Origin of the sequence: Pseudomonas phytophila, assembly GCF_025643095.1 — a bacterium.
Taxonomy (GTDB): Bacteria; Pseudomonadota; Gammaproteobacteria; order Pseudomonadales; family Pseudomonadaceae; genus Aquipseudomonas; species Aquipseudomonas quasicaspiana.
Genome location: NZ_CP081201.1, coordinates 2,328,761 through 2,346,093, shown reverse-complemented (window position 1 = coordinate 2,346,093; position 17,333 = coordinate 2,328,761). Strand labels below are relative to the sequence as shown.

Annotated in this window: 18 protein-coding genes and 1 pseudogene; 11 read left to right on the top strand and 8 right to left on the bottom strand. The window is 54.0% G+C overall.

Going from position 1 to position 17,333, the window contains the following annotated elements; genetic code table 11:
- Nucleotides 1–25 precede the first annotated feature (25 nt).
- The gene (locus K3169_RS10535; protein ID WP_231677211.1) at nt 26–502 is read left to right on the top strand and encodes a cyclophilin-like fold protein; all 477 of its coding nucleotides are present in this window, start codon (nt 26–28) and stop codon (nt 500–502) included.
- A gap of 16 nt (nt 503–518) precedes the next feature.
- Here K3169_RS10535 and K3169_RS10530 read toward each other — a convergent pair whose 3' ends face one another.
- Entirely contained in the window at nt 519–1,019 is a 501-nt protein-coding gene (locus K3169_RS10530; protein WP_263271362.1) for a DUF3916 domain-containing protein, read from the bottom strand.
- 42 nt (nt 1,020–1,061) lie between these two features.
- Nucleotides 1,062–1,562, bottom strand: a complete 501-nt coding sequence (locus tag K3169_RS10525) for a GNAT family N-acetyltransferase (protein ID WP_231677210.1) — start codon at nt 1,560–1,562, stop codon at nt 1,062–1,064.
- 175 nt (nt 1,563–1,737) lie between these two features.
- Between K3169_RS10525 and K3169_RS10520 the strand changes: the two genes are divergently transcribed.
- Nucleotides 1,738–2,160, top strand: coding sequence for a hypothetical protein (locus K3169_RS10520; RefSeq protein ID WP_231666636.1), 423 nt, complete (start codon nt 1,738–1,740; stop codon nt 2,158–2,160).
- 162 nt (nt 2,161–2,322) lie between these two features.
- Complete coding sequence (locus tag K3169_RS10515) at nt 2,323–3,156, top strand: hypothetical protein (RefSeq protein WP_231677209.1); 834 nt, start codon at nt 2,323–2,325, stop codon at nt 3,154–3,156.
- A gap of 305 nt (nt 3,157–3,461) precedes the next feature.
- Here the strand turns inward: K3169_RS10515 and K3169_RS10510 are convergent, their stop codons facing one another.
- Nucleotides 3,462–3,884, bottom strand: coding sequence for a hypothetical protein (locus tag K3169_RS10510; protein ID WP_122395820.1), 423 nt, complete (start codon nt 3,882–3,884; stop codon nt 3,462–3,464).
- Between the two features lie 149 nt (nt 3,885–4,033).
- Here K3169_RS10510 and K3169_RS10505 point away from each other — a divergent pair, with 149 nt between their 5' ends.
- Complete coding sequence (locus tag K3169_RS10505; protein ID WP_122395819.1) at nt 4,034–4,348, top strand: hypothetical protein; 315 nt, start codon at nt 4,034–4,036, stop codon at nt 4,346–4,348.
- Nucleotides 4,349–4,591: 243 nt separating this feature from the next.
- On the opposite strand, the gene K3169_RS10500 is transcribed toward K3169_RS10505, so the two are convergent.
- The 3 genes and pseudogenes from K3169_RS10500 to K3169_RS10490 form a co-directional block, all read right to left on the bottom strand.
- On the bottom strand, nt 4,592–5,260 hold the full coding sequence (locus K3169_RS10500) for a hypothetical protein (RefSeq protein ID WP_122395818.1): 669 nt from the start codon (nt 5,258–5,260) through the stop codon (nt 4,592–4,594).
- A 489-nt stretch (nt 5,261–5,749) separates the two neighbouring features.
- Nucleotides 5,750–6,268 carry an isochorismatase family protein gene (locus K3169_RS10495; RefSeq protein ID WP_122395817.1) on the bottom strand — a complete coding sequence of 173 codons (519 nt, stop codon included), beginning with the start codon at nt 6,266–6,268 and terminating at the stop codon, nt 5,750–5,752.
- 273 nt (nt 6,269–6,541) lie between these two features.
- A pseudogene (locus tag K3169_RS10490) lies at nt 6,542–6,694 on the bottom strand (transposase domain-containing protein); the annotation flags it as partial.
- Nucleotides 6,695–8,084: 1,390 nt separating this feature from the next.
- Here K3169_RS10490 and K3169_RS10485 point away from each other — a divergent pair.
- The 3 genes from K3169_RS10485 to K3169_RS10475 all read left to right on the top strand — a co-directional run bounded on the left by K3169_RS10485 (nt 8,085) and on the right by K3169_RS10475 (nt 11,223).
- Nucleotides 8,085–8,480 (top strand): GFA family protein, encoded by a 396-nt coding sequence (locus K3169_RS10485; protein ID WP_122395815.1) that lies wholly within the window; start codon nt 8,085–8,087, stop codon nt 8,478–8,480.
- Between the two features lie 231 nt (nt 8,481–8,711).
- Entirely contained in the window at nt 8,712–10,085 is a 1,374-nt protein-coding gene (locus K3169_RS10480; protein WP_095102594.1) for a transposase, read from the top strand.
- Nucleotides 10,086–10,971: 886 nt separating this feature from the next.
- Nucleotides 10,972–11,223, top strand: coding sequence for a DUF2790 domain-containing protein (locus K3169_RS10475; protein ID WP_099494442.1), 252 nt, complete (start codon nt 10,972–10,974; stop codon nt 11,221–11,223).
- Between the two features lie 76 nt (nt 11,224–11,299).
- Here the strand turns inward: K3169_RS10475 and K3169_RS10470 are convergent, their stop codons facing one another.
- A complete protein-coding gene (locus tag K3169_RS10470) occupies nt 11,300–12,226 on the bottom strand; it encodes a LysR family transcriptional regulator (protein WP_099494441.1) in 927 nt (308 codons plus the stop codon).
- Nucleotides 12,227–12,447: 221 nt separating this feature from the next.
- Between K3169_RS10470 and K3169_RS10465 the strand changes: the two genes are divergently transcribed.
- Genes K3169_RS10465 through K3169_RS10455 form a run of 3 tightly spaced genes read left to right on the top strand, consistent with a single transcriptional unit; the run spans nt 12,448 to nt 15,230 of the window.
- Complete coding sequence (locus tag K3169_RS10465; protein ID WP_099494440.1) at nt 12,448–13,884, top strand: NAD-dependent succinate-semialdehyde dehydrogenase; 1,437 nt, start codon at nt 12,448–12,450, stop codon at nt 13,882–13,884.
- Nucleotides 13,885–13,895: 11 nt separating this feature from the next.
- Nucleotides 13,896–14,228, top strand: coding sequence for a carboxymuconolactone decarboxylase family protein (locus tag K3169_RS10460; RefSeq protein WP_099494439.1), 333 nt, complete (start codon nt 13,896–13,898; stop codon nt 14,226–14,228).
- A complete protein-coding gene (locus K3169_RS10455) occupies nt 14,229–15,230 on the top strand; it encodes an NAD(P)H-quinone oxidoreductase (protein ID WP_099494438.1) in 1,002 nt (333 codons plus the stop codon).
- A gap of 211 nt (nt 15,231–15,441) precedes the next feature.
- On the opposite strand, the gene K3169_RS10450 is transcribed toward K3169_RS10455, so the two are convergent.
- Nucleotides 15,442–16,305, bottom strand: coding sequence for a fimbrial protein (locus tag K3169_RS10450; protein WP_406644015.1), 864 nt, complete (start codon nt 16,303–16,305; stop codon nt 15,442–15,444).
- Nucleotides 16,306–16,720: 415 nt separating this feature from the next.
- On the opposite strand from K3169_RS10450, the gene K3169_RS10445 reads away from it, so the two are divergent.
- Nucleotides 16,721–17,260, top strand: coding sequence for a hypothetical protein (locus K3169_RS10445; RefSeq protein ID WP_099494436.1), 540 nt, complete (start codon nt 16,721–16,723; stop codon nt 17,258–17,260).
- The last annotated feature ends 73 nt before the right edge of the window (nt 17,261–17,333 follow it).

Below are 17,333 nucleotides of genomic sequence, written 5' to 3'. Positions count from 1 at the left end.
CGCTTCTCTCGACAAGGAGATATTCATGACCCGATTACATCGCTTACGTCAAAGTGCTCTGCGCGTAATGGTTGGCCTGATGGCTCTTGGCGCTCAGGTCATATCGAACGCGGCCGTCGCGGAAACAACCGCGACGTCCACACGAACAAATGAGCAACGCATATCGATGACAGTTGGCGAGCGCCGTTTCACTGTCACTCTCGCTGACAACGAGACCGGCCGGGCATTCGCTGCGAGGTTGCCGCTCACTCTGGACATGCCCGACCTGAACGACAATGAGAAACACGTCACCCTGTCGCAGCAGTTGCCCACCGCACTATTCCGCCCGGGCGTGATCCGTAACGGTGATCTGATGCTGTACGGTTCGAACACGTTGGTGCTTTTTTACCTGACGTTTGATTCGCCCTACTCGTACACCCGGATTGGCCGGGTGGAGGATGCAGACGATCTGGCTCAGGTGCTCGGAAGAAACAGCGCTCGCGTGGTGTTTGCTGCGCAATAGGCGACTGACGATACGATCACGCTGGCTCCCCGATACACCACCACCGAACCTTGGCTTCGTCGTCCGGCTGGGTCACGTCATGCCCGTGCTCCACAAAATGCTCGGGCAGATGCAATGCAAGCGTCTGGCTTAACAAATCAGGCTTAAGGGCATTGGTTTGCCCTAAAAAGCTCAGGTAATAATCTCGATCATAAAAAACCGTGACCTCACTCTGGTGGACCCAAGGCCAGACAAAAATGCATGCGACCCGATAGTAACCCTGCGAACGGTCGGCGGCTCTGGACAGATGAGCAGCGGCTTCGAGCAACTGTTGAATACAGAACGCCTGAACTTCGATTCTGGCCCGAGAGCCTTGGACTAACGACATATCGACCGGGATTTTAAAGTTGTTATATTTTTCACCTTTCTCAGAACGAGGGTAATAAATATCACTGAAGCTTGAGGCCCAACGTTCCAATGCACGAAGGCGGCGAGCAACGCCCCTGACTCGCTTGCCGCTGGTACTTATTTTTCTCATGCACAGACCTGCCAAAATCAATTCGCCACGTAGTCGCCCGGACTATCCGACATAAGAAAAAACAACGTACTCAAACCCGTTGAATGAAAAAAGTGCGACTTCTTTCATGCCCATTTTCAAATGGGCACGCAGAGAGGGTTCGTTGTCCCGGCGTATGAACAGAACACCCTCACGCCCCGGCTCAAGGCTTCGCAGATCAGCAAACATCTTCTGCGCCAGCCCTTTGCCACGCTCTTCCACCCCAACGCAGATCGGGCCGTAGACATAGGCGTCGGGCGCGCCGTGATAAGCGGCAAACATGGCTTGCACGATAGGCAGATCCGCGTTCATTGCCCGAGTGGTGGTCATCAGGAAACCAGTGATATGCCCATCGCGCCGCGCAACGATCAGTGGCATCTCGCTCATCATCGCCTCCACTCGCGAGCGAGCCAGGCTTGCAGAAAGTGAACCGCCCTGGGCGATTTGATTGGCAGCCTGGAGCTCTAGAATCCCTTCCAGGTCAGCTTCGTCAGCTCTGCCTATATGGGTTTGATGCTGGGTCATTTGGGTTTTTCCACTATTAGCGTTCATGCGCCGATACTAACCGGCGTGGGGTAATGCACAAGGGTGTCGGTCATTGGTCAGGATGGTTGACAGTATCGGCGAAGAAAGGCTGCTATCGGCCAAGAGCCGCCAGTCTATGTCCCTTGAATAAGCGCTAAACAAGGTAAATTTCGCGATGAAAAGCTGGATAGCTAATACGAAAATTGATGCCCTGTTAGGGGCTAGCTCTCAACAATTTGATGGCGTGAAGGTCAGGCGGACCCTTATAGAATACTGCGACAGGTATCAAAAGATTTATCCTTTTGACATCCTGGAAGAGCCACTTGGTTTTCTGAAAAGCAATGTAAATTCAGATGGTCAATATAAGGAGATGCGAGCACTGCTTAGGGTTGCCGCTGAAGAGTACTGCATTAGTTTAAACGAGATAGCCGATGCTCTTCTTGACCTGATAGACATTCCTATCCTTACTACGGACCAGGCAAAAAAAGTTATCAACCACGTTTTCGAAGCATTTTCCTGCAATGAAAGCCCCGAAGATTTCATACCAAGAGAGGATGCCTATTTATGCGAAAATCTATTTGCGATTACCTCCAGCTAGCAAACGGTTGAAACCTCTAGCCTTGCTCACAATGACTGGCCGCTGTTGGCGGATGGCTGACTGCGGCGAGGCGCTTTATACGCTCTCCCCTCAAGCGGGCGTCGCCCAAACCTCTTGGCTGCGGAGCGAAACAATCGCACCACTGGAAAAAGCGGAGCACACATGGACAAGAAGGCGAAAAACATACTTTTTAAAACATACTGGGGTAGCAATGGCTGGCTTCCTGCCCCGAAGACGGAATCTCAGGATTTCGCCTATGCAAAAGCTCAAGGCTTGATGTTTGAACCCGTGAGCATCGGCCACGACCAGTGTGTGGGCGAGGTATTGGACCTGGTCAAGCGAATCCCCCCAGCGAAGGCCGCACGCGCATTTGTAGCCAGTTTTTCCACAAGAAGACTGGATTGGCGGTCTGGCGTGGCTTCATATCATCTTGCCTGCCAAATGATTCTTCATCCTTACACGCCGGCTGTTAGTGGTCACAGCTACCGTCCAGACGGTACGGTCACCGCAACAAGTTATACGTGCGCTGTTTGTCGCGATGTGGTGCCCGGCCTCACGGTCGGTGACGATCAATACACAGATGTGAACCTCAATGTCCTCAATTTCGAGCGCATAAAATGGGGCGGCGTCCGCCACGGCAAGTTGATCTACACGTGGTTCGATCTCCAGGAACTGTTGCGTGCCGACATCCCCGATCCGAAGGAAGAGGATGTAGCAATTCTCCAGGCAATCCTTGGGATCATCGAACTAAGCCAAGCTGGCGACCACGCCGGCACATTGGAAAAACGGTTGGCAGGCGTGGTGAAGTCTTCAAAGAACGAGCGGCGGGTGATTATCGACGTCCTTGCACACTTGGACGTGCTCAAACCAGCGTCTTTCGAGCGGCCTGTTCACAGCAGAAGCGACTGGTCGGGAGCGGCTGCGTGCTGGCGCGGAGAGGACAGGTTCGATCACGAGGCAGTACGCAAACATTTCGGCAAGTGGCTCCACAGGTGAAGTCAACCATTGTCGATTAATGCCATCGGATACTTTTCAACTTCTTGAATGACATTGCTATTTGGCTGTCTGGCAGACATTTCTGAACAGCCTTTATACGTGTCGGGTCGTAATGGTTCCCCGCGACAAGATGAGTTCTGTGGAAGTCGGGCGATGAGTCCAGCCTGCCTCGGTCTTCGCTCTGGCGGATCCTTATCTGCTGAATGAAAAAGGACAGCGTTAGAGACATGCCGAACCAGCACTCGACAGAGGGCTGTCCATTTTTAGCCGATGGATGTCGGTCGCTAGTGTTCGCTTTCGGTCAGTCAAATTGAGTTGAACAGGCCGAGATATGAAAGGGTTGCAGTGCTCTCCGGCAAGCGTACCAGCGGTTCTACTTGGGTAGAGGTCGAACGATGGTCGCCCCAGATGGCATTAGAGCCCACAATGATAAAATGCGTGAATTCTCGGGCCTTGGAGTCGAGCAGCGCTATTTCGGACTGACTGCGGATTTGCCCTATGACGTCTTCTGGGGTGCCGGCAAGCTCAACGAAATCTGAATCCATATGGAACCCAAGATCTTCCGCTAGTCTCCAGGTCGGATTACGGTTTTCCCACGAAACGTAATCGGCTTCGCTTGCGCTTTCAGGGGGCTCTGGCTCCCATTGTTCAAACACAAATTTCTGCGCCTCGGCTTCGGTGGCGAAATTGGCACCAAAGAGATGGAAGGGCCAGAAGCCATCTTGCATGACACGACCTCAGTTGTTGGTGAATCGTCAGGATCGTACCTGATTTAAGGTGGATGAGCAGCGTGTCAGGAAACCCTGGCGGGCAAAGATGCTCACAGAAAAGAAATATGTGTTGGTGCCTGTCAGTCGTGGAAAATAAGGAACCTTGAATGTGGCTTAAACCTTTTGCACTTGCAATCATGCTGCCACTGCTTGTGACGGCCTGTTTTGCCAAGCCTTTTCAGCCACCCACCGATGAAGTGGAACTCTGGAAGAAACCTGGCGAGGAAGAGCGGCAGGTGCTCTCCTCGATGTTGGCGTGCGGTTCAACGAATCGCTACGGCATTGACCCCAAGGCCACGCTCGAGCAGAAAGCAGAACGCTTCGAGTGTATGAAGCGCGCAGGCTACACCCGCAGTGACGGCTTCGATCTCTGTGCTTTGGACACCAGGCATGAGCTGAAGGCATGTGCGTCGGCACGTTGAGGCCAAAAGACATCGCCCGTAAAGGAGGGATCGGCATTGGAATCCCTAATGCGAAAGAGATCATCTCCCTCACGTTCAACACCATGTTGGACATAATCCTCCGGGCATCATAATTCTCGACCGCCAGTTCAGCCAAGGGTCTACTGCAGTCGATGCGGCGACAGATGAAGGGGTATCCGTTAAATCGATGCAGAAAACGCAACTGGCCCAATGAACTGAAACGTCGTGAGCCCAGGAAGCTATCTATCTCGGTTGACTCGGTGGTGTTGTCACCGAACAGCCCGTCACTTGCGGGTAAGTCTGGCAAACCAGCATGTTTTTATTTTTGGGCTCGAAGCCGTGATCAATCATGCAGCGTTGGACTTTGGCTGTGCTTCCGATGCTTGCGACATCTAGATTTGACCCCAGTGGTTTTGCATAGCCGCACGCATACATGACCGGCAGGGCTTCACTATCATTGGCTATCTGGACTGAGAAATGGAGTGATGCTCCCGCTTTACGCCATGAGACCTGCATACGTTCATCCCGGCCTGAATTAGGCTTGATTGGGTGAAATGCTTCATCTTCAACAAACGGCAATGCTTCGAGCTGGGACAGACTGAGCGGACGGCCCTGCCTTTCTTCGACGCAGGCTGGCATATTCTTCATTATTTCGCAGTATTCAAAGCCGTCTCTACGAGTAAAACCGAGGCGCTGCATACACTGAAAGTGAATTACCTCTTCGTTTATTGGGAAATGGTTTTGTGGCCCTCCTACAGGGTCTCCACACTCTGCCATTGCCGCTTTGACGCCCTCTACAGAGGTGGAAGCGCGTTTCCATTGGGTGAAAGACGCTGGTGGCGGGCAGCCGGTAAGTAAAAGTACCGATGAAATCAGGACTGGGATCGCAACAATCTGAGATTTGCTGAACAAACTCTATCCTTAATTTATGTCAGACCACGCCCAATGGTGTCCAAATTTTGGGGGCATCAACTGTTATCAATGATCACGCCACATGACTACAGGAGTCTACCCCCAACGTCGACCCTTGGATTTCCAAAGCTCACCATTTATAAGTGTAAGGGGGGCATCTTAACCGGCTGCTTACGGCCAGAAGCAGGTTATCAGAGCAGTAAATTATCAAATTTAAGATTTAACTTCGCTCTGGACAGTGCCACATGCTTCCCGATACCGTAAATTGCACCATCAACATTTGAGACGTAAGCGTTCCGGCAACACATCTTGCCGCCCATCACCAAGTGTTATGGTCTTCGTAGTCTGAAGCACAGCGCATCGGCCAATTCCCCATCAATAAAATCGACCCATAGCGGGCACTTAACGTCTCATTCAGGACGTGCGGGAATGCACGTATGGTGCCTGTGCTTACGGCGTTTACGCGCACTCCCGCACTTTCGGGCTCTGCTAGAAGCTCCACTCCTCAGCCCGAACTAGCTGGCAGAAAGGCCCGTCAAGAGTTGCATTGTGATGGGCAACGATATCCTCAGCTTTCATCAGTGGCGTGTCTGAACAGGTATGGCCTTCGGCGATGAGTACCGCATCGAAGCCAAGATCACGAGCAGCACGGCAGGTGCTGTCGACGCAGTATTGAGTTTTCATCCCAGTGACTACCACACCGGTTGCGCCACAAGAGCGCAAATTGTCAGCCAAGTCGGTCATTTCAAAAGCATTGGGCCGCCGCTTTTCGAACACCACTTCCCCACCCTGTAGCCTCAGTTCCTGTGCAACCATCGTTAGCGGACTGCCTGATTGGATTGGAGATCCAGCGGGCCCGATGTGGCGTGCGAGAAAAATCGGAGCGCCTGCGCTGCGTGCCTTGTCCATCAGGGTATTCAGTGTTTCCAACAACTCTTCGCAGCGCCATAGTTTTTCGGGGCCGTGAACAAGCCCGACTTGGATATCGAGTATCAACAGGGCGTACATGGGTGCATCTCCTTGCGTTGAAGCCAGCGACACAAGGGCGTAAAAAAGGCCCTGTCCATCACTGGCGGGCCTTTGAAGTTCGTCTGCTATTGGCTCACGAAACCTCGCACGCTCCGCTTTCAGCGGTTGTGGTGGTGACGTTCGAGGTGAGGCAATAGGTAGTCATGGATCGACACTATCAATATCGCAGCGAACTGACAAGCCAGGATCCTGGAGTGAGTGCTTTTGGCGGATGGGGTAGTGTGAGTTTACGGAAATCAGGTCTTGTGTAACTCAGGCGGGCTGCCAATTATGCGGCAGTAAGTGGTCTATTTCACTCGCCCGATGCGTCGGAAGGCGCTTGAGAACATTCTTCAGGTAAATATACGGATCATGCCCGTTGAGACGCACCGATTGGATCAAACTCATGATCGCCGCCGCCCGTTCGCTGGGCGGCCAATAAGTGTCTTTAGCTTCACATAGGAACTCCGGCTTAGCAGCGCCAAATCTAGCTCGAAAAAACCGGGAGGGGCCTTCTGAACCAGAAAAATGCTCTAGCAGCATTTCCTCTTCACCGCCGGACGCAAATGTATTTAGCTTGAAAAGCCTTTTATTTTGCGGGTTCCGCATATAAAGAAGCTCCGTCAACAGTGGGCGCTCTTTGAAAACTGGCACTGGCAAAACTCATCGGTCTACCTTGGTAGCGAAAATGCGCCCAATCCAGGACGCCGCGCGCCTTGAACGAAGCTCTTCGACATTCATGAATGTATATTCCTGGTGTTCTCGCGCCTCTTGATCCTTCAGAGTACGTAGGGATGAGATACTGGTGCGATGGTAAAACAGCATAAATAGGGCAATAACTATAAATAGAAAGACGAGCAGCAACGCTGGCGATCTATAAGCGTGGAAAACTGGATAAATCAGTACTCCCAAACCGCCCCCAGCAGCACCGAGTGCCCAACGATTCTCCTGATTTGGCTCAACGACTTTGACGCGCTGCGAGCGTACGACCAGAGAATTCCTAGGACTCCGCCATATACATAATGATGAATAGACAATTGTGCAGAAAACTAGCGGCATAAAACTGATCAGTAACGATATGCCAAGCCCCAACTTAAACTGCTTGTAAGTCGTGACTAACGCCATTAAAAATGCGAATCCAGGGGCAATACCCAAATTGGTAAACAACCTAAGACTGGCATACTTACTAAACCTTTCAGTCCGGTACGCGCAGTCAAAGCACCAGTAGGTTACCCACAACACAAATACAGCGGCGGGAATAGTTAACACACTCGGTACAACACCCGCGGAAAATACGGCTAGCATGGTGAACAAAAACCAAGCTCCCCATATGGTTGCTAAGTATCGATGCGGTTCACTATGGAACATTCTTAGTCTTTTCCCGTCAGTAAATTACCCAAAGACGTGCCACACCGGCTAATCAGTATGCCCGTGAAAGAGCCTATTGAACCCTTGACATCCTGGCCAACCCCGCACTCCACTTATCTCAAGCAAGTGAGGATTAAGGGGCAGCTTTTTTGGAAACATCCGAAAAGCGTCTTTGAAGAATGTTTCCCATTAATGAAAAGATTTCTTTCCACGAATGATCTGACGGACTCCTCGGGTTGAATCGCTGGAATCATACTGGGCGTTCAAACCTAGATCCATCCCCAAACATTGAGAAAAGCTGTCGCTGGCACGTCGCTTTAGGGGAGAAAGCATGCGCGGGACCTGATACCGGAGGCATGCGTTCCGCGTAGCATGCTAGTCACTGCTTGTTGGTTCGATTTACGATGGTGACCATAATCTTCGCACTGTGTCGAAATCGGAGGATGAAATGAAAGGAAGCTGCGCTTGCGGGGCTGTAGGTTATGAGATCGATAGCATTGATACGCCAATTAGCCATTGTCATTGTATTACCTGCCGGAAGACCCATGCTGCTGCTTATGTCTCCACTGCTGGGGTCCTGAGAGAGCATTTTAAATGGACTCAAGGCTTGGACGCATTGAGGGCTTTCGAGTCATCTCCTGGCAAGATCCGGCACTTCTGCTCCCGCTGCGGATCGCATCTTGCAGCTGAGCGTAACGGCTCAACTGCAATGATCGTGCGCGTTGCGACGTTGGACGAGGAGCCTGGCTATAGGCCCGAGTATCACATCTGGACGGAGCAGGACGTAGCTTGGCTGGATGGGGAAGATCTCCCAAGGTATTCACAATGGCAGCCTGATAGATAACAGAAACGTTGCTTGGCCATATCGCCCGTCAGGTGCGTATGCGGACGCCAACGGTCTCGAATGTGCGAGTTCGGAATGCATGTTGGCTGGACGCTTACAGATGATTCTCAGAATTATTCATAGGACGGACCGGCCGCTTTTGGCCGTTTCCGGCCGATTCTGTTGAAAAAGTAGATCTCCTGCCTGGTCTGCGGCAAAATCAGGTCATCGGCCAGCGGGAGGATTCGCAGCATGATGGGACAATTGTCGAGCGGACAAGAGAGACTGTTTTACTCGTTCAACATTGAAGATCACATCCCAGCCAATCACCTCCTGCGCAGCATTGATCGATGCCTCGATCTAAGCGATCTGCGCCATTATCTCGCCGATTTTTATAGCCCGATCGGGCGACCTTCGATTGATCCCGAACTGATGATTCGCCTGTTGGTGGTGGGCTACTGCTACGGCATTCGCTCCGAACGTCGGTTGTGCGAAGAGGCTCATTTGAACCTGGCGTATCGCTGGTTCTGCCGCTTAAGCCTCGAAGACGAAGTCCCCAATCACTCTACGTTTTCCAAGAATCGCCACGGTCGTTTTCGTGACAGCTCGCTGTTTCGCTGGCTGTTCAACGAGGTGCTGCGTCGCTGCATGGACGCAGGTCTGGTCAAGGGCGAAGGGTTTGCGGTCGACGCCAGCGTCATCAAGGCAGATGCCAGTCGGCAACGTGGCGTACCTGGCGATGATGAAATCAACTGGCGCGATCCGTCGCTGAGTACTCGCGCGGTGCGTGAGTACCTCGAAGCGCTGGATGAAGAGGCGTTGGCCGAAGCGCTGCCCAAGCGCCTGTCACTGACTGATCCACTCTCTCGTTGGACAGCCGCACCAGGAGGCCCGGCGTTTTTCGCTTACTCGACGAACTACCTGATTGATGTCGAGCATGGCGTGATCATGGACGTGGAGCCGACGCCAGCGCATCGAACTGCCGAGGTCGAGAGCACCAAGACCATGATCGAGCGGGTCGAAGAACAGTTCGACATCAAGCCGGATCGGCTCATCGGCGATACCGCTTATGGGACCGCACCGATGTTGGCCTGGATGGTCGACGAAAAAGACATCGAGCCACATGTACCGGTTTGGGACAAAACCGAGCGCAAGAACGACAGCCTCTCAATCAGCGATTTTCAATGGCATGAAGAAGCGCAGGAATATCGTTGCCCCACCGGACACGCTCTGCGTAGCGAATGGCGGGCCTTCAAGAACCAACGCTCACATATCACGAAAGCCGACACCATCATCTTTCGATCCCGGCAAACCGACTGTGCTAAATGCTCAATGAAAGAGCGCTGCTGCCCGAGCACTTCGTTTAGAAAAATCGCACGCAGCGTCCATGAAGCGGCGCGCGAAGTTGCGCGGCGCATCGCCAAGACACCTCAATACGTGTGTTCTCGCCATGAGCGCAAGAAGGTCGAAATGTTGTTCGCTCATCTCAAGCGAATCCTGAAACTGGATCGGTTGCGACTACGAGGAATGACCGGTGCGAACGACGAATTCACCTTGGCGGCTGCGGTACAGAATCTAAGACGACTGGCGAAACTGACCTCTCAAGGGCCACCGACTACGGGATAGGCGCGCCTGGGATCAGCAAAAACCTTCAAATCAACCTACTAACCAAGCTGCAACGATCAACGCAGAACCGGAAAGCCACGCAACGTGGTGAACAGGTTCTGAAGAGACGATCAACTTCGAAATCTTCCAGTTTGAAAATCCGACTTTTTCAACAGAATCGGCCGACAGCGGTCGCTTGCCGATGTCCGCTTATCGCCGTTTCCTGCCACGACTGACCAGGTTGCCTGTAAAAATCCCACTTCAGACGAAAGTCGCTTTCCATCAAACGCAGTCTCTCGATTGCAGCTATGTAGTTTACGGCGATCATGAACCTACCTTGGACGCCAAACAGCCGGCGAATTTGATTCCGCAAATAAGTGTCCAACCCTTGATTTCAAAGGCCTCCAGAGCATTAATGAATACTGCCTAGCGGAAACGAATACAACTTAAGACATTGAAATACAAGGATTAATCTTCGGACTTGAAAACCGTCGACTGTAACAGGTCCATGAGTTCGAATCCCATCGCCTCCGCCATCTTTATACGACAAAGCCCTGATTATTCAGGGCTTTGTCGTTTCTGGCATTCAGGAAATTGGCACATCTCTTTATGGATCGTTTCCGCATCTTTTCGGTCATTTCCGCAACTATGCCCTTCCGACACTGCTGCGTCCCCCTCAAATTTAGTTGATTCGACCTAGAAACTCGGGGGCATGTAGCTGCCATTAATAGGCAGTTTTCGTCCAAAAGTGCACGGCCACAGAGAACAAAGTCCGAACGTCAGACACCTCACGATTGTGTTCGGATTTGAGAAAAGTCTTTCCCTGATCCGTGCCTGTTTCCGCAAAACCCTCAAGCCTAAAGTTCGTCCTGCCAGCAACATCACACTTACTTTAGGAAATCTCATCATGAAAACGGCAATGATCATCGTCGCACTCTTGGGCTTCAGCTCTGTGGTAGCAGCACAGGACGGTTCTGCAACGACTAAACAGGTCGAGCAATATCGCTACGATACCCACCTGGATGTCGCCAAGGTCATCTCTGAAGACCCGGTGCCGGATGTTTGCGCAGTAGTACCGACGCACATGACCTATCAGGATTCGCAAGGCAAACGCCACGTACTGGCCTATAACGTCATGGGCCGTTGCAGCCAGGGCTAAGTCAGGTGTTCGCCGATCATTGCGCCTCGGAGAGTGGTCTCATCGAGGCGCAAATACCTTTTTGCCCCACAGCGGTTCAATCGATAAGTGCTTGGGCCGTGGCTGCCAGCTGACTGCCAACCCGATCTTTCAGCGTTTCAATAAACCGGGTGATTTTTGCATCGACAAACTGCCGAGAGGTATAGACGGCGTACACGTTACGCTCATAGGTATGGTAGTCAGGCAAAACCCGCACTAGCTTGCCGGAACGCAAATCATCGATGGCCGTGAACCCGGCCAGCAGGCCAATCCCCGCGCCCTCTCGAACGGCCAGCGCCATTGCATCCATATCGTTGACGCTGAAACTTGGCCCTGTCGGGACAAATGTCGCGTCCCCCGCCTTGCTCTTCAGCTGCCACTCATCCCGCACATAGTCGACCGTACCCAACAGCAGACACTGATGATCACGCAAGTCTTCTGGCGTCTCCGGGGCCGCATGCCGCGCCAGGTAGTCTGGCGACGCCACCAGCACACAATGGCTGACACCGATTTTTTGGCTGACATACGCCGAATCGGGGAGCGCGCGGGCGATCAGGATCGAGACATCCAGTTGGTCTTCCAAGAGGTTTGGCATGCGTTGCGAGAGCAATAAATCCACCGTCACCTCCGGGAATTGCTGGCGGTACTCCAGCACGGCCCCCGTGACCAGGTGCCGGGCCAGCCCAGGAACGCAATGCACCCGCAGTGTTCCTCGTGGTTCCAGGGCGGCATTGCTGGCTTCGGCTTCGGCACTCTCCAAATCAGCGAGAATTTTCGTGCAGCGCTCATAGAACCGTCGCCCGGCATCGGTGACCGACAGGCGTCGGGTCGAGCGTTGCAACAGGCGCGCGTCGAGTACGTTTTCCAGCGCAGAGACAGCGCGCGATACGTTACCGACCGTTGAGTCCAGATGATTGGCCACGGCAGTGAAACTGCCCATCTCGACAACCTTTATGTACACCGACATGTTCGAAAGCTTATCCATCGCGACCTTCCTGTAGATCTGACGCTCACCCGTGATAACGCGCATATTTTCCGGATGCTACACGTTCGGCTCGCCGCTCGATATTACCTCTGGCGACAACAATGATTCCCTTTGGCCCGTCTAAATCAATGGGCACTCCTTCCATAGACTTGGTTGCACAGGCCGCCTGAACTGGCGCCGGGTTTCATCCGAATCCCTGACAACCAACTGAAGGGCGCATCATGAAAACCTCCTACGACCCGCTTTATCTTTTCATCCGTGGTGAATGGATCAGTGCCGAAGGGCGCGACACTGCCGCCGTCGTCAACCCGGCAACCGGCCGGGAAATCGGCCGCGTCCCACTCGCCTCCGCAGGCGACCTTGATCAGGCCTTGGAAGTGACTCGCCTGAGCTTCGAGCAATGGCGCCAGACCGTGCCTGACCAACGCGCCAAGATCCTTAAGCGTGCCGCCGACCTGATCCTCGAGCGTGCACCGCAGATTGCCGCGCAGATGACCTTGGAGGAAGGCAAGCCGCTGAACGAAAGCCTGGATGAAGTGACCCGTGCGGCGGAGTATTTCGAATGGTTCGCCGAAAGCGCCCGGCGTATCGATGGCCGTGTGGTCCCGGCTAACCGGCCAGGCGTGCTGCAACTGGTCAAACGCCAGGCCATCGGACCGGTGGCCGCATTTACACCATGGAATTTCCCGGCCATCACCCCGGCACGCAAGCTCTCGTCAGCACTGGCCGCCGGTTGCAGCGTCATCCTCAAACCGGGTGAGGAAAGTCCCTCCACAGCACTGGCCCTGGCGCGTGCACTCGATGATGCAGGATTGCCCAAGGGTGTGCTGCAAGTAGTCTTCGGCGTACCGGATCAAGTGTCCAGCCATCTGATCGCCTCGCCGATCATTCGCAAGGTGACCTTCACCGGCTCGGTGCCCATCGGTCGTCTGCTGTCTGCACGCGCTGCCGAAGGCGTGAAGCCCATCACCCTTGAACTCGGTGGGCACGGACCGGTGCTGGTGTTCGAAGATGCCGACATTGAAAAAGCCGCCGTTGAGGGCGTCGCCAACCGCTTTCGCGGCACCGGGCAGGTGTGCATTTCATCCACTCGGTTTCTGATCCAGCGTGGCGCCTATCAAGCCTTTGTCGATCACTTTGTCGCGGCGACCCAAGCCCTGAGAATCGGTGACGGCCTGCATCCGGACACTCAGGTCGGACCGTTAGCCAACCCAAGGCAATTGGCAAAGATGGAAGAACTGGTCGCCGATGCCGTCGAGAAAGGGGCACGGGTATTGGTCGGTGGCGAAGCTTTGTCAGGCGAAGGCTACTTCTTCCAGCCCACGGTTCTGGCGGATGTGCCGATGAACGCCCGCGTCATGCACGAAGAACCCTTCGGCCCCATCGCCGTGCTGATGCCGTTCGATGAGCTGGCGGATGGGCTGCAAGAAGCCAACCGCCTGCCCTACGGACTCTCGGCCTACGCGTTCACCTCCAGCGCGCGCACGGCCATTGATGTCGCCGACGGATTGGAGGCCGGGATGATCGGCATCAACCAATACCGCATCGTCGCAACCGAGCTCCCGTTCGGCGGCATGAAAGAAAGCGGTCACGGCTCCGAAGGTGGCATTGAAGGCATCGAGCACTATCTGACCCACAAATTCATCAGCCAGGTTTAAGGAACTTGCCCATGTCCAAGCTCAATTTCAGCAGTCCTCGCGAAGCCGCGCGCGCGTTTACACCCAAGCTGGCGCAATTCGTCGATTCAACGCTTTATCCGCAGATCTGGAGTGACCCGGCGCTGTCCCCGCGCGACCGTAGCCTGATCACCGTGGCGGCATTGATTGCCGCTGGACACTCGGAAGAGTTGCCTGCCCACTTACGCCGCGCGACTGGCAACGGTGTGACCCACGACGAACTGGCGGCAGCGATCACGCACCTGGCTTTCTATGTGGGCTTTCCTGGCGCCATCACTGCTTCTGCTATTGCCAACGCCACGTTCAGCGAAACGGAGAACAACTGAATGAAAGCCATCAACATCAGAGAATTCGGTGGGCCAGACGTCCTCGAACTCGTCGAAGTCGCCAATCCTGAAGTGCGGCCTGACGACCTGCTGGTGCGTGTCTATGCCGCCGGGGTGAACCGTGCGGATCTGACGCATCGAACCGGTGGGTACGGCCATCCGAATTTCGGCGACTCGCTGATCATCGGCCTGGAAATCGCCGGCGAAGTGATCGGCAAAGGTAACGCGGTGACCGGGTTCGAGGTCGGAGATCGCGTCATGGGTGTGGTCGGCGGCGGCGCCTACGCCGAGCAGGCACGCATCGATTACCGCATGGCCATGCACATCCCTGCGCAACTTGACTATGTACACGCGGCAGCCATTCCCGAGGTCTTCGTCACGGCCCATGAAGCGATGATGCACCTGGCTCGGCTCAAGGCTGGCGATTCGGTGTTGATTCATGCGGCCGCTGGCGGCGTCGGGTCTGCTGCGGTGCAGTTGGCTTACGCCACCGGCGCCACGGTGTATGCGACCACCGAAGGCAGCAAGTTGGCGCGTGTCGAGCATTTGGGCGCTGACGTGGCGATCGACTACAAGACCCAGGATTTCGCTGAGGTGATCGCCGATAAAACCCAGGGTCGCGGCGTCGATGTGATCATCGACTTTATCGGTGAGCCCTACTTCGCCCGCAACGTCGCGTCCCTTGCACGCGGCGGTCGCTTGGTTCAGGTGGGAATTCTCGGCGGTGGCGGCAACGTCACAATGGCGCTGGAGGACATTCTTTACCGCCACTTGCAAATCATCGGCACGGTGATGAAGTCGCGCACGCAACCGGAGAAGCACGACATGATCAAGCGCTTCCGCGAGCACTGGCTTGATCGCTTCGAGGGGGCCGGAAGCCTTGAGCCGGTTGTCGATAGCACGTTTGCGCTAGCGCGGGCTGCCGATGCGCATCGCCGGATGGAGTCTTCCGGGAACGTCGGGAGAATCATTTTGACGATGCAGCCAGAAGACTTGGTTTAAACGGGTCGAATGGTCGATTAAAAGCGGTGCCGTTGATGGGCACCGTTTTCTACCTATGCATGGACATGCATAAGTGTTCCGGCTTTGTCGACCTGTCCCGTACTGTCGACAACCAGCTTCTCATGCCTTTCTTTGAAAGTTTGACGGGGTGCTGCCCAAGCCTTTCGACATTGCGGTGATTGTGGCTAAGGTGAAGAAGCTGTTGGCCTCCTCATAGATACTCAACGACAAAGGCAATTTCGGCATTGGCATTGCCCGCTCGCATTTGTGCATTGGAAGGCTCGATGCGCACGAAGCGCGCTTGCAAGTCTACAGATGCATTCCCGCCTTCCGATGTAGGCGCTTTCGTTATGTAGTTCTGATTCAGCTTGAGTGGCTTCCCGTCTCTGAAGCGCATCTGCAATGCCAAACCTCTGGCAGTGGAGCTACTGTTCAGATTTACCATGCCAGTGTTAGCGTCCCACGCAGGGCTGCCCGCAGTGGGCGAAAAGGAGTAGCGGAAGTTGTTTATTCCAGTAGGACAGTTTTTTATACTGAGAAAAAAGTATTGCTCCTTGGCATAGGCACCGTTCTTCGGGAAATCGCTCAAGTTATAGCTACCCATATCAACTTTTACATCGGGTGTTTCGCAAGACTGTGAGACCACCCGCGTGCCACTTGTATTCAATGCAAGTGGCTCGATTTCAGCAGCGACAAATTTCCCTAATTGGCCTGAGGGTATCGTCGCACTACCGGAAATCTCCCCCGTCTTTACAAGCCGCAAGATGTGCTCAGTGCCATTCCACCCCCAACCGCCAGCGGCGTCGGAGTCACCCGGAAAGCCTTTCCATACTTTGCCCGATGGCGGTCGAACCCATTGCCAGCCGATGCCGGTATTTCCAATGGGAAAAGTCTGCGCGCCCGCCTGGGTGGTGCCCACAGAATTGCGCACACCTTCATTGTGTACCGCAGAGCACCTGAACGAACTGGGAATGGCTCCCAGGGTCACGATTGGGCTTTCATAGATAACCGTGCCGTTCGGCGTGTCCCGCGGCACCGAGATCGTGGCCGGAAGGACAACTCGGAGGTTGCCCATGGAATTGTCGGGATAAAATTCGCATACCGCCGCCGTTGCGTTTGACGACAGCATGTACAAGAGCCCGACAATTAATATATGGCATAACTTCATAACACTCCCTCTGACTCTGCGTTGCATGCAAAAAACTGAATGATTGACGATGGTGCGAATATTTAACCGGCAGCAAAATCACCATAAACGGAGCGAAAAGATAATGAATAAATAACACTTGAGCAAAAGGTTTATTTATTCAACAACCAGACAATTCTCATAGACTTATAGCCAACTAACTAAATTCGGAATATCTATAAAAGGCCAAGCTGAACACCTTCCTTATCAGCGCAAATAACCAACAACCAATTTAAGACTCGTCTTAAAGGCACAACGGAACTCTGCCATTACACTGGCTTCTCTTGATAGGAGAAACGATTCCGTGAGAGCCCTCGATACCCTCAATAGCGCAAAACCCCAGAGCAACGCCGCCATCTACTGCCTGACGATTCTGGCACTGGCGCTGATCGCCATGACTGTCGTCGCCGGTCATGAGCTCAACAATCTGTTTCCACTCAAGGCCGTGGTGCAACAACAGGAGGCCCAGCTCACGCAGCGCGCCGAGGCTATCCAGTCAATGAGCGCAGAACTCAAGCGTCTGGCAGAACAAAAGCAGGCCCTGGAAACCGACCTGGTTACTGCGAAGGAACAAGCGAAGGCCGCCGAGGCGGCAAAGACCGAACTCGAAAACACTCAACGCGCAGCGCAAACCAGCGCCGCGTTAGAGGACGAAGACTCACTGTGCGCGATCATTGAGCAAAATATCCGGCTCGTCGCGGACCAGCTCAATCGCGACGATTTCTTCCGCTTGCGTGATGAGCGCGAAGCTGATGCTGAAGCCGTACTGGAAAGCTATGAAAAACAACTCGCCCACTGCGTTGAACAGCTGACGGCACAAACCGCATTACCAACACAGAAATGAGCCTGCACTCGTTGCGCAATACGATTGATCGCGGACCGAAAAAGCCCTGGCAATCAGGGCTTCCCGTCAACTT